The sequence below is a fragment of the Paraburkholderia sp. 40 genome (genome assembly GCF_050434105.1).
Taxonomy (GTDB): Bacteria; Pseudomonadota; Gammaproteobacteria; order Burkholderiales; family Burkholderiaceae; genus Paraburkholderia; species Paraburkholderia tuberum.
This window is the reverse complement of sequence record NZ_JBNPVY010000003.1, coordinates 356,097-377,120: the sequence shown is the minus strand read 5'-3', so window position 1 is coordinate 377,120 and position 21,024 is coordinate 356,097. Positions and strand designations below refer to the sequence as shown.

At 59.8% G+C, this 21,024-nt stretch carries 15 protein-coding genes and 2 pseudogenes; 10 read left to right on the top strand and 7 right to left on the bottom strand.

What is annotated here, in order from left to right; genetic code table 11:
- Positions 1-54: 54 nt before the first annotated feature.
- Complete coding sequence (locus tag OKW28_RS17090; RefSeq protein WP_429447486.1) at positions 55-675, bottom strand: class I SAM-dependent methyltransferase; 621 nt, start codon at positions 673-675, stop codon at positions 55-57.
- 588 nt (positions 676-1,263) lie between these two features.
- Between OKW28_RS17090 and OKW28_RS17085 the strand changes: the two genes are divergently transcribed.
- The 3 genes from OKW28_RS17085 to OKW28_RS17075 all read left to right on the top strand — a co-directional run bounded on the left by OKW28_RS17085 (position 1,264) and on the right by OKW28_RS17075 (position 3,700).
- A complete protein-coding gene (locus OKW28_RS17085; protein WP_429447484.1) occupies positions 1,264-1,593 on the top strand; it encodes an HdeA/HdeB family chaperone in 330 nt (109 codons plus the stop codon).
- Positions 1,594-2,009: 416 nt separating this feature from the next.
- Positions 2,010-2,543 (top strand): DUF3331 domain-containing protein, encoded by a 534-nt coding sequence (locus tag OKW28_RS17080; RefSeq protein WP_429448748.1) that lies wholly within the window; start codon positions 2,010-2,012, stop codon positions 2,541-2,543.
- Between the two features lie 23 nt (positions 2,544-2,566).
- Complete coding sequence (locus OKW28_RS17075; RefSeq protein WP_429447482.1) at positions 2,567-3,700, top strand: VIT1/CCC1 transporter family protein; 1,134 nt, start codon at positions 2,567-2,569, stop codon at positions 3,698-3,700.
- A gap of 104 nt (positions 3,701-3,804) precedes the next feature.
- Here the strand turns inward: OKW28_RS17075 and OKW28_RS17070 are convergent, their stop codons facing one another.
- Positions 3,805-4,230 carry a hypothetical protein gene (locus OKW28_RS17070; RefSeq protein WP_429447480.1) on the bottom strand — a complete coding sequence of 142 codons (426 nt, stop codon included), beginning with the start codon at positions 4,228-4,230 and terminating at the stop codon, positions 3,805-3,807.
- A 201-nt stretch (positions 4,231-4,431) separates the two neighbouring features.
- Here OKW28_RS17070 and OKW28_RS17065 point away from each other — a divergent pair, with 201 nt between their 5' ends.
- Entirely contained in the window at positions 4,432-5,100 is a 669-nt protein-coding gene (locus tag OKW28_RS17065) for a response regulator transcription factor (RefSeq protein ID WP_429448746.1), read from the top strand.
- 117 nt (positions 5,101-5,217) lie between these two features.
- Here OKW28_RS17065 and OKW28_RS17060 read toward each other — a convergent pair whose 3' ends face one another.
- Together OKW28_RS17060 and OKW28_RS17055 are read right to left on the bottom strand one after the other, a co-directional pair.
- A complete protein-coding gene (locus tag OKW28_RS17060; protein ID WP_429447479.1) occupies positions 5,218-5,610 on the bottom strand; it encodes a response regulator transcription factor in 393 nt (130 codons plus the stop codon).
- A 205-nt stretch (positions 5,611-5,815) separates the two neighbouring features.
- Positions 5,816-6,502 (bottom strand): TetR/AcrR family transcriptional regulator, encoded by a 687-nt coding sequence (locus OKW28_RS17055; RefSeq protein ID WP_429447477.1) that lies wholly within the window; start codon positions 6,500-6,502, stop codon positions 5,816-5,818.
- 338 nt (positions 6,503-6,840) lie between these two features.
- Here OKW28_RS17055 and OKW28_RS17050 point away from each other — a divergent pair, with 338 nt between their 5' ends.
- The 4 genes from OKW28_RS17050 to OKW28_RS17035 all read left to right on the top strand — a co-directional run bounded on the left by OKW28_RS17050 (position 6,841) and on the right by OKW28_RS17035 (position 15,598).
- On the top strand, positions 6,841-7,041 hold the full coding sequence (locus tag OKW28_RS17050; protein WP_429447476.1) for a hypothetical protein: 201 nt from the start codon (positions 6,841-6,843) through the stop codon (positions 7,039-7,041).
- Between the two features lie 30 nt (positions 7,042-7,071).
- Positions 7,072-12,627: a trifunctional serine/threonine-protein kinase/ATP-binding protein/sensor histidine kinase gene (locus tag OKW28_RS17045; protein ID WP_429447474.1), complete on the top strand. Its 5,556-nt coding sequence runs from the start codon at positions 7,072-7,074 to the stop codon at positions 12,625-12,627.
- Positions 12,628-12,857: 230 nt separating this feature from the next.
- A complete protein-coding gene (locus OKW28_RS17040) occupies positions 12,858-14,054 on the top strand; it encodes a porin (RefSeq protein ID WP_429447472.1) in 1,197 nt (398 codons plus the stop codon).
- Positions 14,055-14,542: 488 nt separating this feature from the next.
- Positions 14,543-15,598 (top strand): alpha/beta hydrolase, encoded by a 1,056-nt coding sequence (locus OKW28_RS17035; RefSeq protein ID WP_429447470.1) that lies wholly within the window; start codon positions 14,543-14,545, stop codon positions 15,596-15,598.
- Positions 15,599-15,926: 328 nt separating this feature from the next.
- Here OKW28_RS17035 and OKW28_RS17030 read toward each other — a convergent pair whose 3' ends face one another.
- Positions 15,927-16,208, bottom strand: a complete 282-nt coding sequence (locus tag OKW28_RS17030) for a DUF4148 domain-containing protein (protein ID WP_429447468.1) — start codon at positions 16,206-16,208, stop codon at positions 15,927-15,929.
- Between the two features lie 295 nt (positions 16,209-16,503).
- On the opposite strand from OKW28_RS17030, the pseudogene OKW28_RS17025 reads away from it, so the two are divergent.
- Positions 16,504-16,663: pseudogene (locus OKW28_RS17025) on the top strand (efflux RND transporter permease subunit); the annotation flags it as partial.
- A 156-nt stretch (positions 16,664-16,819) separates the two neighbouring features.
- On the opposite strand, the pseudogene OKW28_RS17020 reads toward OKW28_RS17025, so the two are convergent.
- A pseudogene (locus tag OKW28_RS17020) lies at positions 16,820-17,379 on the bottom strand (IS6 family transposase).
- A 633-nt stretch (positions 17,380-18,012) separates the two neighbouring features.
- Between OKW28_RS17020 and OKW28_RS17015 the strand changes: the two are divergent.
- Positions 18,013-19,521, top strand: a complete 1,509-nt coding sequence (locus OKW28_RS17015) for an integrase catalytic domain-containing protein (RefSeq protein WP_429447466.1) — start codon at positions 18,013-18,015, stop codon at positions 19,519-19,521.
- Between the two features lie 776 nt (positions 19,522-20,297).
- Here the strand turns inward: OKW28_RS17015 and OKW28_RS17010 are convergent.
- Positions 20,298-20,531 carry a hypothetical protein gene (locus OKW28_RS17010; protein WP_429447464.1) on the bottom strand — a complete coding sequence of 78 codons (234 nt, stop codon included), beginning with the start codon at positions 20,529-20,531 and terminating at the stop codon, positions 20,298-20,300.
- Positions 20,532-21,024 lie beyond the last annotated feature (493 nt).

Below are 21,024 nucleotides of genomic sequence, written 5' to 3'. Positions count from 1 at the left end.
CGATGCGCGCCGAGGCGTTCGCCGAAACTTGAACTGTTGCCCCTCAGTATCGCATCAGGCTGAAACCGGTTTGCCCTGGAGTTCCCACACGTTGGCAGGCGGGGCGTTTCGCCAGACAGTGCAAACCCGACGCCAGACAAAATCCGCAGGCGCCGCAAATGGAGCGCGCAGCCGGTATGAGAACTGGACGAGGCGGCGGGCCTTGTCTGCACGCAAAACGTCAGCCAGTGCTTCCACTGTTGGGCGCACAATCCTGGCCGGTAATGACCTGAAGGGCAAGCCCGACACGACTACCGTTTTCGGAGGAAGGTCGTGCAGCACGGAGACATTTTCGTGGAATGCGCCGGCGACCACCTGAGCATGAGGAAACCGCGCATGCAGGCCGTCAGCGAGTTGCTCCGACAGTTCGAATACAACCAGACGCGCCTCTGGATTACGATTCGCGAGTGCCTGGGTGATGGCGCCTGTTCCCCCACCCACTTCGACAATTGCGTCAAAAGCCTCCGCCCCTTCAGCCATGGCAGCGGCGAGATATCGGGAAGACGGAGCAATAGCGCCGACAGACATAGGATCCTGCAACCAATGCCTGATAAATTTAGCTTTCACGTTAGTCGAAAAGGGTAAAGAAGCGTATAGCCATCGCGCCAATCCATCATTGTGCGCCATCAGGGACATTGGACGGCAACGGACGAGGTAGACCTCGGGCGGCCGCTATCAGCTCAGCACCGGGACGTCCGCAACCACGACGCGAAAACACCGAGCGCGTCCTTGTCGATGCGCCGCTGGCAGATCCTTGCCGCCACTCACCGGTTTCGCGGTGAAAAAAAGAGCCGGCCTGAGCCGGCTCGAAAGGTGGTTCGATTTGCCCACTTGAGGCGCATGGAACCGGCGGGGATCACTGTGATAACACCACCTCGACGAAATCAGAATAAGCCGATAGACCCACGAAGACCATTCCACGGAACGGTTGCGGCAGTCCTTCGTGAGCATAGTGCTCTTATACGTGTGTATATCATCGATGTGGTGACGGGAAGGATCTGCCTTAGCAGGTGTCCCGCAAGTAGTTACCATCAACCCGTCATACGCAGGTACAAGGCAGTCGTTCATAAGGAGGGGCAATCCCTGCCGTTCGTGGAATTGTCTTGTTCGTCTTGCACGTCTAATCTGATTTCGCGGTGATGCATTTGCACGACGTCTGCAACTGACGCCGTTCTCCTTGCTCAGCCGTTTTCCCTTCCTTATCACTCGACTCTGAAGAAAGACATGATGAAAATTATCCTGATTGGAGCGTTCATGATGGGCTTAGGCCTATCACCTATCGCGCTTGCGAAATCAGCCACGAAAGTGCAACCAGGCAGAATGAAATGCGAAGACTTCGTGGCGCTGGACGACAATTACAAGCCCGCATTGGTTTTTTGGGCCGCCGGCGTCGACCGGCTCGGTGTGAAAGAAACGGATGAGCTCGTAATGGACACCGCACGTCCTGTCGCCTTAGTCGTTGAAGAATGCAAGAAAACGCCGAAAGCATCATTCATGGGCAAGATAAAGCAGCTGGCCAGGTCGGGGAAGTTCAATCTTTACGACCACCACTAACCGGATGCGCACTATCGATCCCATACAGATCGTCCTTTATACACATGTATGAGATCCCTACCGCTCGCGGAGGACCGTGCCAACCGTTCGTAGAATTTTTTTTTGAAATCGTCCGCCTATCTTGATTCCATAAACCGCGCGGTCTTTCATTCTGGAGCCAGCCATGTCGAACGCCCTGCACACCTGGATTTTTGTCGGCAGCAACGGCCTACGACGAGTACACATTCGTCTCTTGGCTCAACAAAAACGTCTATCGAAGAACAGTGGCGTTGAGCCGCGTTTGTCTTCAATAACAGTCAATCGGGTCAGTCCACATCCAGCCGGCCCTGGAGCCCTTCCGAGATAGCGTGCATCTTCCCGGTGACAGCGAAGCGGGTACTGGCGTCGCCAATTTTTTTGCAGCTTTTTCCAGTCCGATGGAGAATGCAATGAGCAAACACACGTATGTATCGTCGCGCCCCGATGCTGCTCCGTCGGTACTCGCACGCGTCCGTAATCCGTCTTTGTCTGGCTCGCGGTACGTCGCCACGCCGGCGAACGAATACGCGTCGCGCTGGCTGCACATTACCTGTTCGCTCGGTGCTTGCAGTGGCGAACGTAACGAGGCCGCGCAGCCCGCGCGGTCCAGTCCGGGTCCCTCCCGGGCCCCTGCTCTGGAGGTCGGTTGCGGGCTCAATGCCACGATCGAGATTCTCGATCGGCCGAGCGCCGTATCGGTGGTCCTGTCATGGCGCGACCCGACGAGCTGCAATTATGGATATCAGACGTGGCAAAAGAGGGTTGCGAGGCGGGTGGGAGTCTGCGCGCTGAGTGGCTTGCCGATACAAAGCAGCGATGCGATCTATCGACCGGGTCGAGGCCGCCGCAGGCCGTCGAATGCATCCGCGATGATCCTCGCCGTCTACATCGATTCCCCTCAACTCGCGCCCCGGCGGCCGTCGCGCGAGTGACCGCCAGAGCTCAAGGAGATGTCATGGCATCAAAACACGAATTGAAACGATATCGCGCGAACCTATCCGACGAACTTCATAGCGCGGAGTTGTACGAGACCCTGGCGAAGGTTGAGGACAACCATGCGCGAAAAGAGATCTACGGCGAGCTGGCAAAATCGGAGCGTGAGCACGCACAGGTTTGGGCCGACAAGCTGAAGGTCAATGGCGACCGGTATCACGGGACCGGTCTTGCTGTAAAAACGCGCCTGATGAAAGCGGTCGTACGGCTGATTGGCGCAGGTTTCGTGCTGCCCACATTAGCTGCTGCCGAGTATGCGGATCGCGACAAGTACCGGGGCCAGCCAGACGCTGGCAGCATGTCGGCCGACGAACATCGCCACGCGGCCGTCGTTCAGCAGCTCGCCAGCGGTGTCGACCCGAAAATGTCGCAAGGGGCACGCATCGCAGCGGCAGAACCCTGGCACAAGGGCGTATCGTCGGGCAACGATCTGCGCGCCGCCGTACTGGGTGCGAACGACGGACTGGTTTCCAATTTCTGCCTCATTATGGGCATGGCTGGTGCGGGAACCGGCAATAGGACGATCCTCTTTACGGGGCTGGCCGGGTTGATCGCCGGAGCGTGCTCGATGGCGCTTGGTGAATGGCTGTCCGTGACCAATGCGCGTGAACTGGCTAGCAACCAGATTGCCAGGGAGGCCGAGGAACTCGAGACAACGCCTGAGGCGGAAGAGCACGAGCTCGTGCTCATTTACCGCGCTAAAGGTTTCGATGCGGATGAGGCAAAGCGTGTCGCATCACAAATGATGCGTGACAAAGATCATGCGCTTGATACATTGACACGTGAGGAGCTAGGTCTGGACCCGGCGGATCTCGGCGGTAATCCGTGGTCGGCAGCGGGGGTGTCCTTCGGTCTCTTCTCGGTCGGGGCTATCTTTCCAACGATGCCGTTCTTGTGGACTCACGGCTTCAGCGCAATCGTTCAGTGCATCGTGCTAAGCGCTTTGGCTTTGGCTTCCATCGGCGTATTCACGTCACTTTTTAACGGACGTAGCGCCCTTTTTTCGTGTCTCCGTCAGGTGGTCATCGGTCTTCTGGCCGCAGGATTTACGTTCGGCGCCGGCCACTTGCTTGGTGTCTCTATTTCCTCAACCTGAACGGCGCTCGAGCCGGCGTCGATGCACCTGCCCAGCCCGTATCCCGCATCGACGCCTGGCAGATCGGCACTCTCGAGTGCTTCATTCGTCGAGATTGCATCCCATTAGCCCTGCGAGTCGCGAGGTTGTTTCCGTGCGCCTGCCAATACTGCGCGCCGAGGACGACATGACACGGATAACTTGCGTTCGCGCATCGGCCCAGTGCAGAACACGATAACGAAAGCAGTCTTGCCGGTGCATTCGATCAGCGACAACAGCGAAATCGCGACGGAGTGCTTGAACTCAAACGGGAGTTCGGGTGCGATGCCCAATACGCTCGTGCCGCAGATAAAGGCGAATATTCCGCGGGCGAAACGAACGTCCGCAATGGCCGCAACGCCCGCGGCGATGATGATCAGTTTCGCCACGACAAGAGCCAACAGCCAGGTATCGTCGCTCGATGCGCTGCACTCAAACGGCGCTTCAATAATCGACCATCCACAGATTGCGAAAATCAACGCTGTTACGGCGCGCCTGACTGGGAAACCCATTCTACGAACGGTTGGCGCCGCTGCCGCATAGAAGTTGAGAACTCATACCTGCGTATAGCTGGCCAAATACAACGGAGTGCGGTACCGTGCGTTCCAGGACGCGCCGATTTACCGAAAGTGGTTCATGTCTTCGCTCGGCGCGCTTCCGCTCACGCGATGTCCAACGTCACCGCGCACTTTGTCGATTGGGAAGGGGGAGAGATGATTTTGGAGTCGCATTCGACGTCGACCCGCAGCGCCGGCGGCAGCAAGCCATCTGTGGTTTATGTGGTCGACGATGACGAGACCGTTCGGCTCGCGCTGGGCGCCCTGCTCCGCTCAGTCGGGCTACGCGTCGAGACTTTCGGATCGTCGCACGAGTTTCTCGCCTTCGAGAAGTACGACGCGCCCAGTTGCCTGATTCTCGACGTCAGGTTGCGCGGCGAAAGCGGCCTCACGTTTCAGGAAGAAGTCGCGAAGAGCGGCCTGCAAATGCCGATTCTGTTCATGACAGGCCATGGCGACGTGGCAATGTCCGTCAAGGCCATGAAAGCGGGAGCGCTCGACTTTTTTTCCAAGCCCTTTCGCGATCAGGACATGCTGGACTCAGTCTCGAATGCGTTGACGCGCGATGCGGCGCGCCGCGCGGCCGAACAATCCATCGCGGCGCTTCGGGCCTGCTACGGCTCATTGACATCGCGGGAGCGAGAGGTAATGGGATTCGTGGTGGCCGGCCTGATGAACAAACAGATCGCCTCGGAGATGAATCTTAGCGAAATGACCGTGAAGATCCATCGCGGACAGGCGATGAAAAAAATGGCAGCGCGTTCCGTAGCAGATCTCGTGCGAAAGGCGGAAGCCCTCGGGATCGAGCCGCATCACCTGAAGTGATCCTGATCCTGAGCCTTCCGTGACGGTGTGGGCGCTGTCCGCCCCGCTTCTGCTCTGTACATTCTCATTTGAGATGATTCAACTCGCTGCTCCGTGCACTCCCGAGCGCTTGACACGCTATGACCCGCCGGACGCGAGAGTCAGGCACTGTGCCAGGGCGGCGGTGTCGACGGGCTTCTCGAGGAACGCCAGCACACTGGTCGCCTCGATTTTTGCCTGGATTTTCGCCTGCAGGACAGCGGTCGGAAAGGCTGTCATCAGGATGGTGGGCGGAGCGCACCCGAGTTCCAGCAGGCGATCGTGCAGATCGACGCCGGACATGCCCGACATGATCACGTCGGAAATCAGACATGCCGTCTCTGCGACGCTCGCGGACGCCAAAAACTCCTCAGCCGACGCGAAGACGCGCGTGTCCCAGCCTAGCGAACGAATCAGACTCGCGGTGGCAAGGCGGACCGCCTCGTCGTCGTCGACAATGGAAGCAATCCGAGGGACACGTAACTGGCTCACCTCTACCCCTACCCTCGGGAAATGGGGCGCAACGGACAGAGCGCGGACATGCAGGCTCCCCCGGTATGCGCTATTGGAGCCAAGCGTACAGCACAAACCGGCGGACGAAAATCATACCCATGTATGAGTACGAGCGCCCCGGCTCGGCTGCCATCCCCGTCATCTAAAAGCCGCTGGCGCCAGAAACTCAATACGCAGGTTGCCTTCAGGAAAGGCGACGTAACTTTGAAGGATCGAGAGCGGGCAACTTCATGGCCGCAATTTTCGCCGCCTCGCTTGCGGGCACACCCAGCGCTCTTAGAATGGAAGCCGCGAGCGCAGACGCATGCTTAGGACCTGCCTTCCCCAGCAATACTGACCGGATGCCCATCAAGCCCGAGCCCAGCACGACGTCGGCGCCGACCTGTTCGGCATTGATCAAGAACCGCTTCGACTTTACGCCCCCCCGAACGTCGCGGGTCAATTCCCGCGCCATGCTGTCCCCGAGAGGACCGGCTCCGAGACCGATGCGCAGGACCACCCATCCCCAGATTGCATCGTCGGCTGCCCGCTGAACGAAGTAGCGAACGGCGCATGCCATTCGTTGCGCGGGATCGGGCATTGCGGCCGTCAATTCGACAATATGCAAATTGAGCTCCTCAGCCAGGTCTGTCGCGACCGCCGTCAACATGTCCTCGCGCGTTTGAAAGTGGTTATAAAAGGTGCCCTTCGCGAGCCCCGCCTTCGCCATGAAGTCGTCGATGCTCGCGTTGTCCGGGCCCTTTTCAGCGAGAACCCTGATTCCGGCGTCAATTAGCAAAGCCCGCGTACGGGCACGACGCTCGCGCCCAATCTCCGCTCGCCTGGTCAATTGCGCCGGCGCCATTCCTGTCTTTTCGCCTGAACTCTTCATCGTCTCCGCGAACCACTCAACAGATCGTTCCCCGATTCTAAGGGACACTGAACATTTGTACAATAAAGTCATTTTGACTATACTGTACATATTGAAGTAGGGAGCGGCCATGAGTATGGCCACGACACTCGCGACAGCAGTGCTCACGCCACGGTCAGCCTGACCTTCGACAGCCCAAGCGAGACCGCCGAAACCGGGGTATTCGTCCTTTTACCTTCCGTGGCCTGGCTGTCGTGCCGGCAACGGAGTGCTTACCCTATGCAGCAATTTAACGAAGTTAGTCGTCCCCTGTCGCGAACCTCATTACGCATCGGCATCGCCGGCACGCAACAGTGGCAATGGCGATCCTGGCGCTGGTGGCTGCGGAGATCGCGTTTCACGGCATGCATATGAAGGCGCCGCGCGCTAGCACCACTGCGCAAGTGTTGACGGTCGCTCACGCAACGCTCGGCGACATGCCCGGCCAGGATGAGGCGGACGAAAGCTGCCGTCTTCTTTACGGGACAGGCGGCAGTCCCGCGGCAGAGTGCGGCAGGTAAGTAACCCTCCTATGCATGGTTCCGGCCCCGATGAGTAACCGACTCCAGATCTTGTGGGACGATGGCGAGCGCGTCTTCTGTAGAGGGCGGCGCCCGGGCGATGTCGGCGGCGACAACGTGCTGATGGTGCGGCCTGCCGCCGAACCTCCGCCGCCGGCGAGCCTCGATCGTCTCGCTCATGAATTCGCACTGAAAGACGAACTCGATGGCGCGTGGGCGGTGCGGCCATTGGAACTGGTTCGCGAAGCGGGCCGCACGCTACTCGTGCTCGAGGATCCTGGCGGTGAGCCGCTCGGGCGGCTGCTCGGCGCGCCCATGGAGGCGGGCAGCGTGTTGCGCCTCACCGTCGGCATCGCCGCGGCGCTGGGCAAGCTGCACCAGCGCGGCCTTGTCCACAAGGATCTCAAGCCCGCCCATATCCTGGTGAGCGGCGCGGACGGACGGGTACGGCTCACGGGATTCGGCCTCGCCTCGCGGCTGCCGCGCGAACGGCGGGCGCCCGAACCTCCCGAGACCATCGCCGGCACCCTCGCCTACATGGCGCCCGAGCAGACCGGCCGGATGAATCGCTCGATCGATTCGCGCAGCGACCTCTATTCGCTCGGCGTCACGCTCTATCAGATGCTCACCGGCGAGCTGCCGTTTACGGCCGCCGACCCGATGGAATGGGTGCACTGCCATATCGCCAGAAAGCCGGTGCCGCCTGGCGAGCGGTTGGAGACGGTCCCCGCTGCGCTCTCCCGGATCGTCATGAAGCTGCTCGCCAAGACCGCCGAGGAGCGCTATCAGACCGCGGTCGGCGTCGAGCGGGATCTGCGACGCTGCCTCACCAGTTGGGAGCGCGATGGCCAGCTCGACGACTTCCCGCTGGGCGAACACGACACCTCCGACCGGCTGCTGATCCCCGAGAAGCTGTACGGACGGGAGCGCGAGATCGACACCATGGTTGCCGCGTTCGATCGGGTCGTCAAACGCGGCGCGCCCGAACTGGTGCTGGTCTCCGGCTATTCCGGCATCGGCAAATCCTCGGTCGTCAATGAACTGCACAAAGTGCTGGTGCCGCCGCGGGGGCTCTTCGCCTCCGGCAAGTTCGACCAGTACAAACGCGACATTCCTTATTCGACGCTGGTGCAGGCTTTTCAAAGTCTGGTGAGGCCGCTTCTCGGCAAGAGCGACACCGAACTGGCGAGCTGGCGCGGCGCGTTTCTGGAGGCGCTGGGCCCGAATGCACGGCTCATGACCGATCTCATCCCCGAACTGAAGCTCATCATCGGTGAGCCGATCGCGGTCCCGGAGCTCGACCCGCAGCAGGCGCAAAGCCGATTCCAGTTCGTGTTCCAGCGCTTCATCGGCGTGTTTGCCCGCCCGGAACATCCGCTCGCGCTGTTTCTCGACGATCTGCAATGGCTCGACGCGGCGACGCTTGACCTGCTCGAGGATCTGCTGACCCGCTCGGAACTGCGATACCTGATGCTGATCGGCGCTTACCGGGACAACGAAGTCGATGCCACGCATCCGCTGATGGTCAAACTTCGGGCCATCAGGAACACTGGCGCCACGATCGCGGAAATCAGGCTCGCACCGCTCGTCCATGAGCACATAGAGAAATTGATTGCGGATGCCCTTCACTGCAAGTCGAAGCATGCCGCGGCGCTCGCGCAGCTGGTGCATGAGAAGACCGCCGGCAATCCGTTCTTCGTGATTCAGTTTCTTTACTTGCTTGCCGAAGAGGCACTACTCACCTTCGACTATGACGCGGCGTGCTGGTGCTGGGATTTCGATCGCATCCACGCCAAGGGTTATACCGAGAATGTGGTGGACCTCATGGCCGGCAGGTTGACCCGCCTGCCGGTCGGAGCGCAGCAGGCGTTGCAGCAGCTCGCCTGCCTTGGCAACGTGGCCGCGAGCGCGATGCTTTCAATCGTTCTCGGCGCCTCGAAGATGCAGGTTAACGCGGCGCTATGGCCGGCGGTGCAGCAGGAACTGGTCGAGCGTCTGGAAGGCTCTTACAGATTTATCCACGACCGGGTGCAGGAGGCCGCTTATTCACTGATCCCGGAAACGTTGCGGGCTGAAGTCCATCTCCGGATCGGAAGGCTGCTGGTGACGCAGACGCCCCCCGAGAAACGGGAGGAGACGATCTTCGAGATAGTCAATCAGCTCAACCGCGGCGCCGCGCTGATCACCGAACAAGAGGAGCGGGACCAGCTCGCCGAACTCAATCTGACCGCGGGCAGGCGCGCCAAGGCGGCCACCGCCTACGCTTCGGCGCTCACCTATCTCGATGCCGGTGCGGCGCTGTTGGCGACGAATAGCTGGGAGCGCCGGCACGAGCTGATCTTTGCGCTGGAGCTGAACCGGGCCGAATGCGAGTTCCTCAGCGGTGCCCGGACAGTCGCAGAAGACCGGTTGAACGCGCTTTCGCCTCGGGCTGCAACGACCATCGAGCGTGCGTCGGTTGCCTGCCTGCTTCTGGACCTCTACACGGCGCTTGGTCAGAGCGGCCGCGCCGTTGCCGTTGGCCTCGACTATCTCCGGCATTTGGGGGTCGACTGGTCGCCGCAGCCGACAGAGGAGGACGTGCGACGCGAATACGAGCGGTTCTGGTCCCAGCTCGGGCACCGCAGCATCGAGGATCTGATCGAACTGCCGTTGATGGCCGATCCAGCATCTCTGGCAACGATGGAGGTCCTGACCAAGCTCGTGTCGCCTGCATTCCATACGGAAAAGAACCTCTATCCCCTCGCCATGTGCTGGGCGGTCAATCTCAGCCTGGAGCGGGGCAACAGCGACGCTTCGTGTGCGACCTACGCATGGTTTGGCTGCGTCGCCAGCGCGCACTTCGGCGACCACGAGTCGGCCTATCGCATGGGACAACTCGGCTGCGAACTGGCAGAGCGACGCGGATTCACGCGCTTTCAGGCCCGGACCTATATGGCAGCGGGAAGTCACCTGATTCCATTCGCAAGGCAGGTCGGGACTGCACGCGATGTGCTGCGCCGTGGGTTCGAGATCGCGAGCAGGAGCGGCGATCTGCTGTTCATGGGGTGGTACAGGGGTCTCTACCTGATCGACAATCTTCTCGCAGCGGGCACGCCTCTCATCGAGGTCCAACGCGAAGCCGAGGGCGGTCTCGCATTTGCACAAAAGATGCAATTGGGGCACCACGTCGAGCCCATCGCATCGTACCTCGGGCTGGTCCGGATGCTGCGCGGCTTGACGTCGACATTCGGCTCTTTCAATGACGAACAGTTCGACGAGGTCCAGATCGAAACGCGTCTGGCAAGTGACCCGCAGTTCGCGTGGATCGATTGCCTTTACCATACCCGAAAGCTGCAGGCCCACTTCCATGCTGGCAACTTTGCCGCTGCCATCCAGGCGGCATCCAGAGCGGAACAGGTCCATCCGGGCATCTTGCGACTGCTGTTCACAGCCGCGGATCATCGCTTTTACTGTGCGCTGTCTCATGCCGCCTGTTGCGAGCGCGAACCGGCCGGCGAGCGACAGCAGCACCTGGACGTTGTGGTTGCGCACCATCACCAGCTCCGGGCCTGGGCGGACAACTGTCCGGAGAATTTCGAGGACCGCGCGGCGCTGGTAGGTGCGGAGATCGCTCGCCTTGAAGGCCGCGATGTCGACGCGATGCGCCTCTACGAACAGGCGATCCGCGCGGCGCGCGACAATGGCTTCGTCCAGAACGAGGCGATCGCGTACGAAGTGGCCGCGCGCTTTTACGCCGCGCGCGGCTTCGAACAGTTTCGGCGCCTGTATTTGCGGCAGGCTCACTCCTGCTACCTGCGTTGGGGAGCCAACGGGAAGGCGCGGCAACTTGAGGAGAAGTATCCGCACCTTGGCGTGGAAGAGCCCGCGCCGCGCCTGACGAACACAATCGGCGCGCCAGTCGAACATCTCGATCTCACGACTGTGATCAAGGTATCGCAGGCCGTCTCGGGCGACATCGTCCTCGACAAGCTGATCGATACGCTCATGCGCACGGCGATTGAACAGGCCGGTGCCGAGCGGGGTCTGTTGATTCTTCCAGACGGCGGCGAACAACGGATAGCAGCAGAGGCGACGACCGGCGGCGACACGACCCAGGTGCAGCTGCGCGAGAAGCCGGTGACTGCGGCGGTGCTGCCGGAGTCGGTCCTCTACCATGTGCTACGCACCCGGGAGAGCGTCATTCTCAACGATGCCGCGGCCCAGCCCCCGTTTGCGACGGACCCCTACGTCCATCAGCATCGTGCCCGTTCGATTCTCTGCCTGCCGCTGATGAATCAGGCCAGGCTAACCGGCGCGCTTTACCTCGAAAACAATCTGATGACCCACGTCTTCGCACCGGCCCGCATCGCCGTGTTGAAGCTGCTCGCCTCGCAGGCGGCGATCGCGCTGGAAAATGCCCGCTTATACCGCGACCTCGCGGAGCGCGAGGCTAAGATCCGGCGTTTGGTCGACGCCAACATCATCGGGATCGTGATCCGGAACAATGAAGGTGCAATTCTCGAGGCCAATGACGCGTTTCTACGAATCGTGGGATACGACCGTGAAGATCTCGTCGCGGGTCGCGTGCGGTGGACGGAGCTGACAACTCCGGAATCACGCGACCGCTCCGCACATGCCCTGGCCGAACTTAAGAATACCGGGACCCTAAAACCGTTCGAGAAAGAGTATTTCCGCAAGGACGGCAGGCGTGTGCCTGTGCTGACCGGGGCAGCGGTCTTCGAGGAAGGCGGGAGCGCGGGTGTCGCTTTCGTGCTCGATCTGACCGAGCTCAAGCAGGCGGAGGGAAAAGTCCGCGAGAGCGAGCGGCGCTATCGTGAAGTGCAGACCGAACTGGCGCATGCGAACCGCGTAGCCACCATGGGCCAGCTCGCGTCCTCAATCGCGCATGAGGTCAACCAGCCGATCGCCGCGACGGTCACCAACGCCGCAGCCGCGCTGCGCTGGCTGGACGCCCAGCCGCCTGACGTCGAGGAGGTGCGGCAGGCGCTCCGCCGTATCGTCAACGACGGTAATCGCGCGGGGGACGTGATCGGACGGATCCGTCAACTGATCAGGAAGGCGCCACCACGCAAGGAAACGGTGGATATCAACGAGGCGATTCGCGAGGTGATCGAGCTCACCCGTGGCGAAATCGTGAAGCACGGCGCCTCGGTGAAGACGCGACTTGCAGACGGCTTGCCCTTCATCGAAGGAGACCGTGTCGAATTGCAACAGGTCCTCCTGAACCTGGTCATCAACGCAATCGAGGCCATGAGCGACGTCAGCGATGGCGCGCGGGAAGTACTGATCAGCACGGGAAACGCCCACGCTGACTGCGTACTTGTGACCGTGCGCGATTCGGGGCCGGGCTTTGCCCCGGACAGCACCCCCGAGCATGTTTTCGCCTCGTTCTACACAACGAAGCCCACCGGTTTGGGCATGGGGCTGTCGATCTGCCGTTCGATCGTCGAGGCACACGGCGGCCAATTGTGGGCGAACGCGAACGAGCCTCGCGGCGCGATCTTTCAATTCACGGTGCGCGCTCACCAGAAAGTTCAAGCGGTTGCTGAAAGGCATTGCCTTCAGGGACGGCGAGCCGGTTAAGGACGATCACGGGGCTCGTCAAATTCGCCGCGTGAAGATCCTACTTATCAAGCCGTACACACACCACTCCTGGTGTTAGCTCCGTGACGTGAAAATTACATGTTTGACATATTTGTATAAAACACACAGTGTCCATATTTCAAGAAATTCACCATGTATACAAGGCTAGACTTTCGTCTCCCGCAAACGCTGCCCTGTTTGCGAGGAGTACTCAGTTATGGAGAGTCTTGATGAAGTACAAAGCATTGTCCGCCACGCTGCTTGCTGCACTCGGCACGACCGCAGCATATGCGCAAAGCAGCGTGACCCTGTACGGCCTGCTGGATGAAGGCATTAGTTATAGCAACAACACCGGCGGTCACAGCAATGTCAAGTTGACCGACGCCATGATGCAAAGCAATCGTTGGGGCCTGAGAGGCGCCGAAGATCTGGGTGGTGGCCTGAAGGCACTGTTCGTGCTGGAAAACGGCTTCACGCTGAGCAACGGCAAGCTTGGCCAGGGTGGCCGCGAATTCGGCCGAAGCGCCTATGTCGGCCTGTCGAGCAGCCAGTTCGGCACCCTGACCATGGGTCGTCAGAACGAATTCATGTACGACTGGGTCAGCCATGTATCGATGGAAAACTTCAACGGCGCAGGTGGCAATACCTTCGCGCACGTGATGGACAACGACAACATGCTCGGAACGTTCCGCGTCAACAACGCGGTGAAATACCAGAGCCCGAATTACTATGGCCTGACCGTCGGCGCCTTGTATGGCCTCTCGAACCAGGCCGGCGGCTTCGCGAACAACCGTGCGTACAGTTTTGGTGCCATGTACAACAACGGGCCGATTCTTGCGACGTTGGGTTACACGCAGATCAACAACAACATCAGCAGCCTCAACAACAGTGGCGCAGTTGATAACAGCGCCAACGGCAGCGGCACCGGTGACCAGAACTTCACCGCAGGGCGTCAGCGTACCTTCGGTGGCGGCTTGAACTACGCGTTCGGCCCGGCCAAAGTTGGTTTTGTGATTACGGACACCAAGCTGAACAACGCAACCGCTTTCCCCGGCGGCGGTACGTTGACGGCTGCAAACGCCGCTTATGTTCATTTCACGAACTATGAAGTGAACGCGCATTACAGCCTGACCTCGGCATTGACCTTGGGCGCAGCTTACACTTTCACCGATGGCAAGTTCGACAACACTGGGAACGCGGCATCGCCGAAGTGGAACCAGCTCAGCCTGTTGTCGGATTACGCCCTGTCGAACCGCACGGACGTGTACGCAGTCGCCAACTGGTCACACCTGAGCGGCGGTCTGAACTCGGCGGCACCGGGTAATTCGAGCTTGACTGCATTTGAAGGCGCAAGCTCCTATATCGGCGGGATTGCGGCAACGAAGAATCAGGTGGTCGTGGGCGCTGGTCTGCGCACCCGCTTCTAAGGCCTGATCGAACGGTTGAGGAACGCCGGGCTTGCGGCGATTCGCGTGCGGCAGGCAGGCGTGTTTCTCAACCGGCGGTGACTGATATTTGTATCGTTGAGGCTCGATTCGTGGGAGCGGAACATTCGCTTCCCCGGGAGAGAGCCGAGTATTGAAGGGGTGACAAGCTACCTCAACTGCGTTATCCGAGCGCGAGACGCTTGATAACGTTGCCGGTAGTCCCTGTCACCGAGAAGCGTTCTCCGAGAAACAGTTGGCCCGCCCATTCCGGCGGGCTTTTTTTGGGGGTGACCGTGCCGATCGCGCCGAGCCGAACACAACGCTGACGAAAGCGGCTTGACGGTGTGATATTTCCACGCGGACATCGAGCACAAAAAGATCACACCATGAGCGTCGGTGACGATCAGGAATTCGGACGGATTCGCGCCCTGAAACCATTCGAGATCGTTTATGAACTCGCGCTTTAAGCAAGCAAACGGAAGTCATCCATGAAATTCACCAAGTTGTTTGTACTCGCGTGCGCTGCATTCGTGGGTGTTTCGGGCGTTGCGCTCGCCGGAGACGACGCGCTTGCCCCGCGGCAGGTGCCCGCAAAGGTCCTGCCAATGCCGGCAGATGTTAGCCCCGAATTGCAAAAGCTCATCGCGGCGCCCTATAACCCAGCATGGAATGTATTGTGGACCACGGGCGAGCAATGGAGAGTGGCTGCCAACGCGCAGGCTGCCAAGGTCATGCAAACCCAACCGGCCATGCGGGAACGCCTCGGTGTGACGGTGCTGCCCAATACAATCAACGGTGTGAGGGTGTACGTCGTGACGCCCGATGTTATTCCGCCCGATCACCACGACAAGGTGCTAATTCACATTCATGGCGGCTGCTATGAGCTTTACCCGGGCGAGGCGGGCACGAACGAAGCCGTCATCATGGCGGGCCTGGGGCATTACAAGGTGATTTCTGTTGACTACCGGATGCCGCCTGAGGGTTACTTCCCCGCTGCGCTTGACGATGTCGAGACGGTCTACAAGGCGGTGCTGCGGGCGAACGATGCGAAGAACGTGGGCGTTTTTGGGACCTCGGCGGGTGGTGCTTTGGTGCTGGAGCTGATGCTGCGCGCGAAACAGGAAGGCCTGCAAATGCCCGGCGCGATAGCGCCAGGTACGCCGATGTCGGACCTCACGAAGACTGGCGATTCGTTCTACACCAATGAAAAGGTCGACAACGTCCTGGTGTCACGCGATGGATTCTGCGATGCCGCGGCCGTAGTCTATGCGCACGGCCATGATCTCAAAGACCCACTGCTCTCACCTGTCTACGGAGACATGCACGGTTTTCCGCCGGCTATCCTGACCACGGGAACCCGGGACCTGCTGCTCAGCAACACCATTCGTGTGCATCGGAAGCTTCGGGAGGCGGGTATCGATGCACAACTCGAGGTCTTTGACGGCATGTCGCACGCGCAGTACCAAATGGATGACCGCATACCCGAGACAAAAGAAGCGTTTGGTGAAATTACCGAGTTCTTCAACAAGCACCTCGGTCATTGACCAGGCTTCTACTACAGGGCTGTCGTCATTCCTCTCGTTACTACTGCCGCCGTGATGATTACCGCGAGGCACTTCTGGATTATGTCGTGCAGCAGGAGCACTGCCTGATCGCGATGGAATCGTGCGCCGGGACGCAGTTTCTGGCGACCAAACCGCAAATGCTCGGTCACGAAGTACGGCTCGCTCCGGCGCAGTTTGCCGCACCATTTCGCAAATCGAACAAGAACGACTTTAGTGACGCAGAGGCAATTGCCGAAGCAGCCGTAAGAGGTCACATGAGGTTTTCGCGCATCAAGAGGGCTCGCACCCGGCGACCTCATTCTCAACTTTATTCCGACGCCGGGTGCGCCGCCGGCGTGCCCGCCGTGTGAATTTCAGCAGTACCGTGTGTGCCATGCTGGATCGCATAGATTTCCCGATTGCGCGCGATCTCTGCGGCTGTCGGCGGATAGTCGCTTTTGGACGTCGGCACCAGCCCTTCGGCCTGTGCCTGCTTCAACTGCGCAATGACTTCAGCGCGTGTCAATCCCGACGACGTGGTTTGAGCAAAAGCGTTTGCGCCGAACGGCAAGCTAAGTGCAGCAACGGCAATCGCGGTAAGCAGTTTCATGATGTCTCTCCGGGTAGTGGCAAGAAGTGAGTGGCCTCAACCACGCTTCCCATTCTCGTCATTTCACCTGTCGGAGCACTGACCCGCAGATTACCTTTTTGTTATCCAGGCATTGCCTCGTGAAACGTCACGTCACCGCACGTTCGCATCAACGCCCAGGTAACGGAACGGTAATCCAGCCCGACCGCGCCCCGTAAGGGCTCCAACATCACACTCCTGAGTCGAGAAGCCCGCGTCACGCGCTCTGACAGCGCGGGAACGCCGTGCCTTCATGGCCTCATTTCAGGAACCCGTCATGTGGATTGTCCGGCTCGCGCTGCGCCGCCCATATACCTTCGTGGTCCTCGCCGTACTGATCCTTATCGTCGGCCCGCTTGCGATACTGCGCACGCCGACCGATATCTTCCCAACACATCGATATCCCGGTGGTCAGCATCGTCTGGACATACAACGGCTCTTTAACGACCGGCTGTTGCTCGGATTGAAGGGCACCATGAGCGAGGCCGAACTGCATATCCTGCGTGCCCGTCTGGATGGGGATATTCGCAACAAGGTCGCCCGTGGCGCATTGCGGAGGGAATGACGATGGAAGGTGATATGACAAGGACACCTTAGATAACCAAGGAATAGAATTGCTCGGCGACGCCCGGATGGGTTCCTTCCGCCGTTATCACCTGCCCTTTCCTGATCATGTGGACCACGTCGATGCCGGACAGGATGATGCGGGCACACCGGAAATCCTTGAAACCCAGCATCGGCCTGATGATGCGTTTGATGGCCCTGTGGTCCTGCTCGACAATGTTGTTCAGATACTTTGGCTGGCGGATCTTGATCGGGCTCTCGCGTTCGGCGTTGATCGCCTCAAGCGTCGCCCCTGACCTTGACATAGGTCTCATCAACGCACCAGCTCATGCCTACCGGCCGCTTGTGCTTGTGAAACGCCTTCTCGAACACGGGAACGAGCTTGATCACCCATCGGTGCACCGTCGGACGATCCACCTCGAAACCGCGTTCCGCCATCATTTCTTCGAGATTACGCAGGCTCAGCGAATACACCACGTACCACCGTACGCACAGCAAAATCACGTCCAGTGGATAATGCAGGGCGCTTGAGCACCCTGGCCAGGCCCGAAGGCAGTGTCTTGCGCGGCGTCTTCGTTGGACTCGTCATCTCTATACATTCGCTAATTTCTGGCCTCCCAATTCTATCCCACCCGCTTAGCGCGACAGAACCCTGGCGGCGCTGCGCCGACATTTTCAACGGGATGCATAGCCTTTGTGGTATGTGAAAACATGCCAGAAGATCGGTTTCCTAAGATAAGTTTTCTTCTCATCGCGGTAATTGCTACCCGGTATTCCGGCCTATAGAAAGTGATCTAGCAACTACAGACTTTTTAGAGCGCCATTTCGCTGGCTAAATCTTTGAGATTCGCCGCTCGGAAACGGTGCGCGCGAATGACGCAACATGGCCGGATGCACTCGGTGGGCTACGAGGCCGCAAGGCAGCCACTGCCCGACCGAGTGCATCCGACCGTCGGCTTACGCGGTTGGATACTGAACCCATACTGTCGGACATATGCAGTCATTGGTCCTCGCATTCCAGCGGACATTCGAACGTCGGCTGCGCGAACGGCTGCGTCTTGGCAACGGACATTCGAGCGCCGATCGTGTTCGTCGCGTTGCGGCGCGTCAAGCGCGCATTGACTCATCGGAATTGCAACTCGCGCTGACCTGTTGCCTCACGTAGTTTGCTACCCGTCGGATTGTCCGGCGGGAGCGGCACGAGGTGACGAGGCAAATCAGCATGACGACACGCAAGGAGTTGGTGGCAGCATTGCAATTGCGGTATGGCAGCGCGACGTTCGGTGACCGGATCAGGATTCTCGATGAGTTCGTGGCTCTGACCGGGTATCACCGCAAGCACGCCATTCGGCTGCTACGGGAAGAACCCGGCGCGGCAAAGGGGACACGCGAGCGCAACCGGCTATACGACGAAGCGGTACGCCAGGCGCTGACGGTGCTCTGGGAAGCAGCCGACAGGGTTTGCGGCAAGCGACTGAAGGCGTTGATCCCGAAGCTGGTTGATGCCATGGAGCGGCATGGTCATCTCGACCTGGATCCGGTCGTCAAGGCCAAACTCCTTCAGGTCAGCGCGGCGACCATCGATCGCATGCTGGCCAATGCGCGTGCGCACATTGATGGGCAGCGCAAACGGCGCACGGGGGTGGGCTCGGCCATCCGGCGCAGCATTCCAGTGCGTACCTTCGCCGACTGGCGCGATCCACCACCGGGCTTCTTCGAGATCGACATGGTCGAACACTGCGGCGGTTCGAAGATAGACGGTGAGTTCGTCCACACCCTCACGCTGACTGATATCGCCAGCGGCTGGACAGAATGTGTGGCCATGCGGGTACGTAACCAGATGTTGGTGATTGAAGGATTTGAGAAAGCGGCTGCCGATCTGCCATTCGCGATGCTTGGAGTGGACTCGGATAATGACAGTGCGTTCATGAACCAAAGCGTCCTCGACTACTGCAAGGGCCGCGGTCTTGTGCAGACGCGCTCGAGGGCCTACAAGAAGAACGATCAGGCCTGGGTGGAGCAGAAGAACGGCGCCGTCGTGCGGCGGCTGGTCGGTTATGGCCGGCTGAGCGGTGTCGATGCCAGGAACGCGCTGGCGCAGCTGTACGCGTCATCACGGCTATACATCAACTTCTTCCAGCCTTCGTTCAAGCTGAAGTCCAAGACGCGTGACGGTGCGCGCGTACACAAGGTCTATCTAGCGCCGGCGACGCCGTGCGATCGGCTTCTGGCACACGACAGCGTTGAACCCGCTATCAAGGAAAAGCTGAAGGCACAGTTCAAAGGCCTTGATCCTGTGCGGCTGCTGCAGGAGATGCGAACGGCACAGCAAACATTGAGCGAGTTCGCGGCCCACGGCGTGCGTGCTGAAGCCGCGCCGGCGGGCGACTCAGACGTCGCCGTCTTCCTCGCAGGCCTTTCTTCCGCATGGAAGGAAGGTGAGGCACGTCCAACGCACCGAAAACAACCCAAGGCAAAGCACTGGTGGAGAAGTCGGGTGGATCCGTTCGCCGACGCGTGGCCGCTAATCGAAGGATGGCTGATTGCAGAGCCCTCGGTGCCGGCCAACGTATTGATGGATCGGTTGGCCGCGATGTTTCCAGAAGCGTACGCAAGTCAGGCACAACTAAGAACGCTACAGCGTCGGGTCAAGGCGTGGCGCGCAGAGCGCGTAAAAGAACTTATTCTGGGCGGCCTGCGAAAGTCCGCTGATGCGCCAGCCGAAGTGTAAGTTGCGCAAAAGTTGAAAGTCGCCGGGGGCAGCGCGCTCCGCGCCCGGCAAACCACGAAAGAAGAAAAAAAAGAAAGCGAAAACGACAACAATCCGCCGAGTAACATTCCTTCGTGAGGCAACACGAAGCGTCAAGCTAGTTGTCGCCTCACTCATGCAGTTAAAGGCTGCTGATCACCGGCGCCTGGACTTTCCGAGACGCGTCCGCCGTCGCGCGAGCCCGCAGACGACCCATATGGTGGTCGCGGAGGTGGCGTTTCCCGAGTGGGCGCGCGCGAGTGAGCTAAGGCAGGCCACGTTTCAGGGCATGCGCTACGACAGGGACGCCAAGGAGGTGAGGCGCGAGAGCTCCTCGCTGCGCCAATGTGCGCTTCGGGAATGGCCGTTTCGGCAGCGTTTCTACAACTGGTGCACAAGAGAGGAAGACTATGCTGACCCGCTTTGCTTCTGTTTGCCGTATGCGGATTCGGCATTTTGCTCACGGTGGCCGAAGTCGAGAGTGCGTCGTTTAACGGAGCAGAACGCCGTTGCACAGTGGGATGGTCCATTCAAACGGAGGCGCTGCGGGCAGACACCATCGCAAGCTTCCAGGAGCCGGTGGCGTTCATGTCTGCGTGAAGCGCTGGACTATGGCGGGAGGCGTGCAACCACGTTCATAGATTCGGCGTTAGCTTCCGCACAGAGGTTATCTCATGATCTGAAGACTGCCTAATGGACGACTTCTTGACGCATGCGCCGCGAATCGCCATTCGAGAGCGCCTCGTCCTCGGTAAGCGCTAGTTATCGGCTGGCGTCTCCACCAATGTCCCGATCAGGCGCAGCAGTTCGGCATGCTCCGGCCCTTTGCCATCTCGAACAAGGAAGTCGCCAATTGAGATGTCGGACGGCCGGCCACCTGACGAGAAGTTGGGCTCATGTCGGACGAAAACCCGGCCAGAGTCGTATTCGTGGACGAGCGACCAACGGTCTCCGTTCGCGCTCCTGTAAAGCTCTCGCGCCTTTTGAGTCATGGCCCCTCCTATTCGGGCTAAGCATACAACGGCCGGGACGTCGCTGACAGGGTGTCAACGTGGTTTTAGCGATCGAATCGATCACGGCGATGATGCCGCGACATACGCGATCTTCGGTCCACCCTTTCGGTCAACCGGCCGAAACTCGACCTTATGGAACGTATCGACCAGGCGCGCGTTGCCTTGCTTGAAAGTCAGTCGGCGCAAATAAAAGAACGCGTCGCAGTGATCCAGTTCCCGGTGGCGTTGTTTCGCGCAAGGGGAGGGGCGGCAAATGCCGGATGGTGTTCATCAAGTGGCGCACCCTCAATGAGATTCGACAGACAGCACGCACCGGCTGTGCCTGAGGACTCGACAATCTTGATTGTCGCCCTGGAAAGGGACATCGAGCTTGGTCAGTCAGGCGGTGTGAGCCAGCAGGCATCGCGCGCCATCCCGCAAATCACCGCTGCGCGCCGCTCCTGCGAATTTCGCTGGTTTCACCAATCCACTC

Coding starts and splice junctions, on each gene's coding strand:
- OKW28_RS17090 (WP_429447486.1), bottom strand. CDS start 675: ATGTCCCTGATGGCGCACAATGATGGATTGGCGCGATGGCTATACGCT.
- OKW28_RS17085 (WP_429447484.1), top strand. CDS start 1,264: ATGATGAAAATTATCCTGATTGGAGCGTTCATGATGGGCTTAGGCCTA.
- OKW28_RS17080 (WP_429448748.1), top strand. CDS start 2,010: ATGGAGAATGCAATGAGCAAACACACGTATGTATCGTCGCGCCCCGAT.
- OKW28_RS17075 (WP_429447482.1), top strand. CDS start 2,567: ATGGCATCAAAACACGAATTGAAACGATATCGCGCGAACCTATCCGAC.
- OKW28_RS17070 (WP_429447480.1), bottom strand. CDS start 4,230: ATGGGTTTCCCAGTCAGGCGCGCCGTAACAGCGTTGATTTTCGCAATC.
- OKW28_RS17065 (WP_429448746.1), top strand. CDS start 4,432: ATGATTTTGGAGTCGCATTCGACGTCGACCCGCAGCGCCGGCGGCAGC.
- OKW28_RS17055 (WP_429447477.1), bottom strand. CDS start 6,502: ATGAAGAGTTCAGGCGAAAAGACAGGAATGGCGCCGGCGCAATTGACC.
- OKW28_RS17050 (WP_429447476.1), top strand. CDS start 6,841: ATGGCGATCCTGGCGCTGGTGGCTGCGGAGATCGCGTTTCACGGCATG.
- OKW28_RS17045 (WP_429447474.1), top strand. CDS start 7,072: ATGAGTAACCGACTCCAGATCTTGTGGGACGATGGCGAGCGCGTCTTC.
- OKW28_RS17040 (WP_429447472.1), top strand. CDS start 12,858: ATGAAGTACAAAGCATTGTCCGCCACGCTGCTTGCTGCACTCGGCACG.
- OKW28_RS17035 (WP_429447470.1), top strand. CDS start 14,543: ATGAAATTCACCAAGTTGTTTGTACTCGCGTGCGCTGCATTCGTGGGT.
- OKW28_RS17030 (WP_429447468.1), bottom strand. CDS start 16,208: ATGAAACTGCTTACCGCGATTGCCGTTGCTGCACTTAGCTTGCCGTTC.
- OKW28_RS17015 (WP_429447466.1), top strand. CDS start 18,013: ATGACGACACGCAAGGAGTTGGTGGCAGCATTGCAATTGCGGTATGGC.
- OKW28_RS17010 (WP_429447464.1), bottom strand. CDS start 20,531: ATGACTCAAAAGGCGCGAGAGCTTTACAGGAGCGCGAACGGAGACCGT.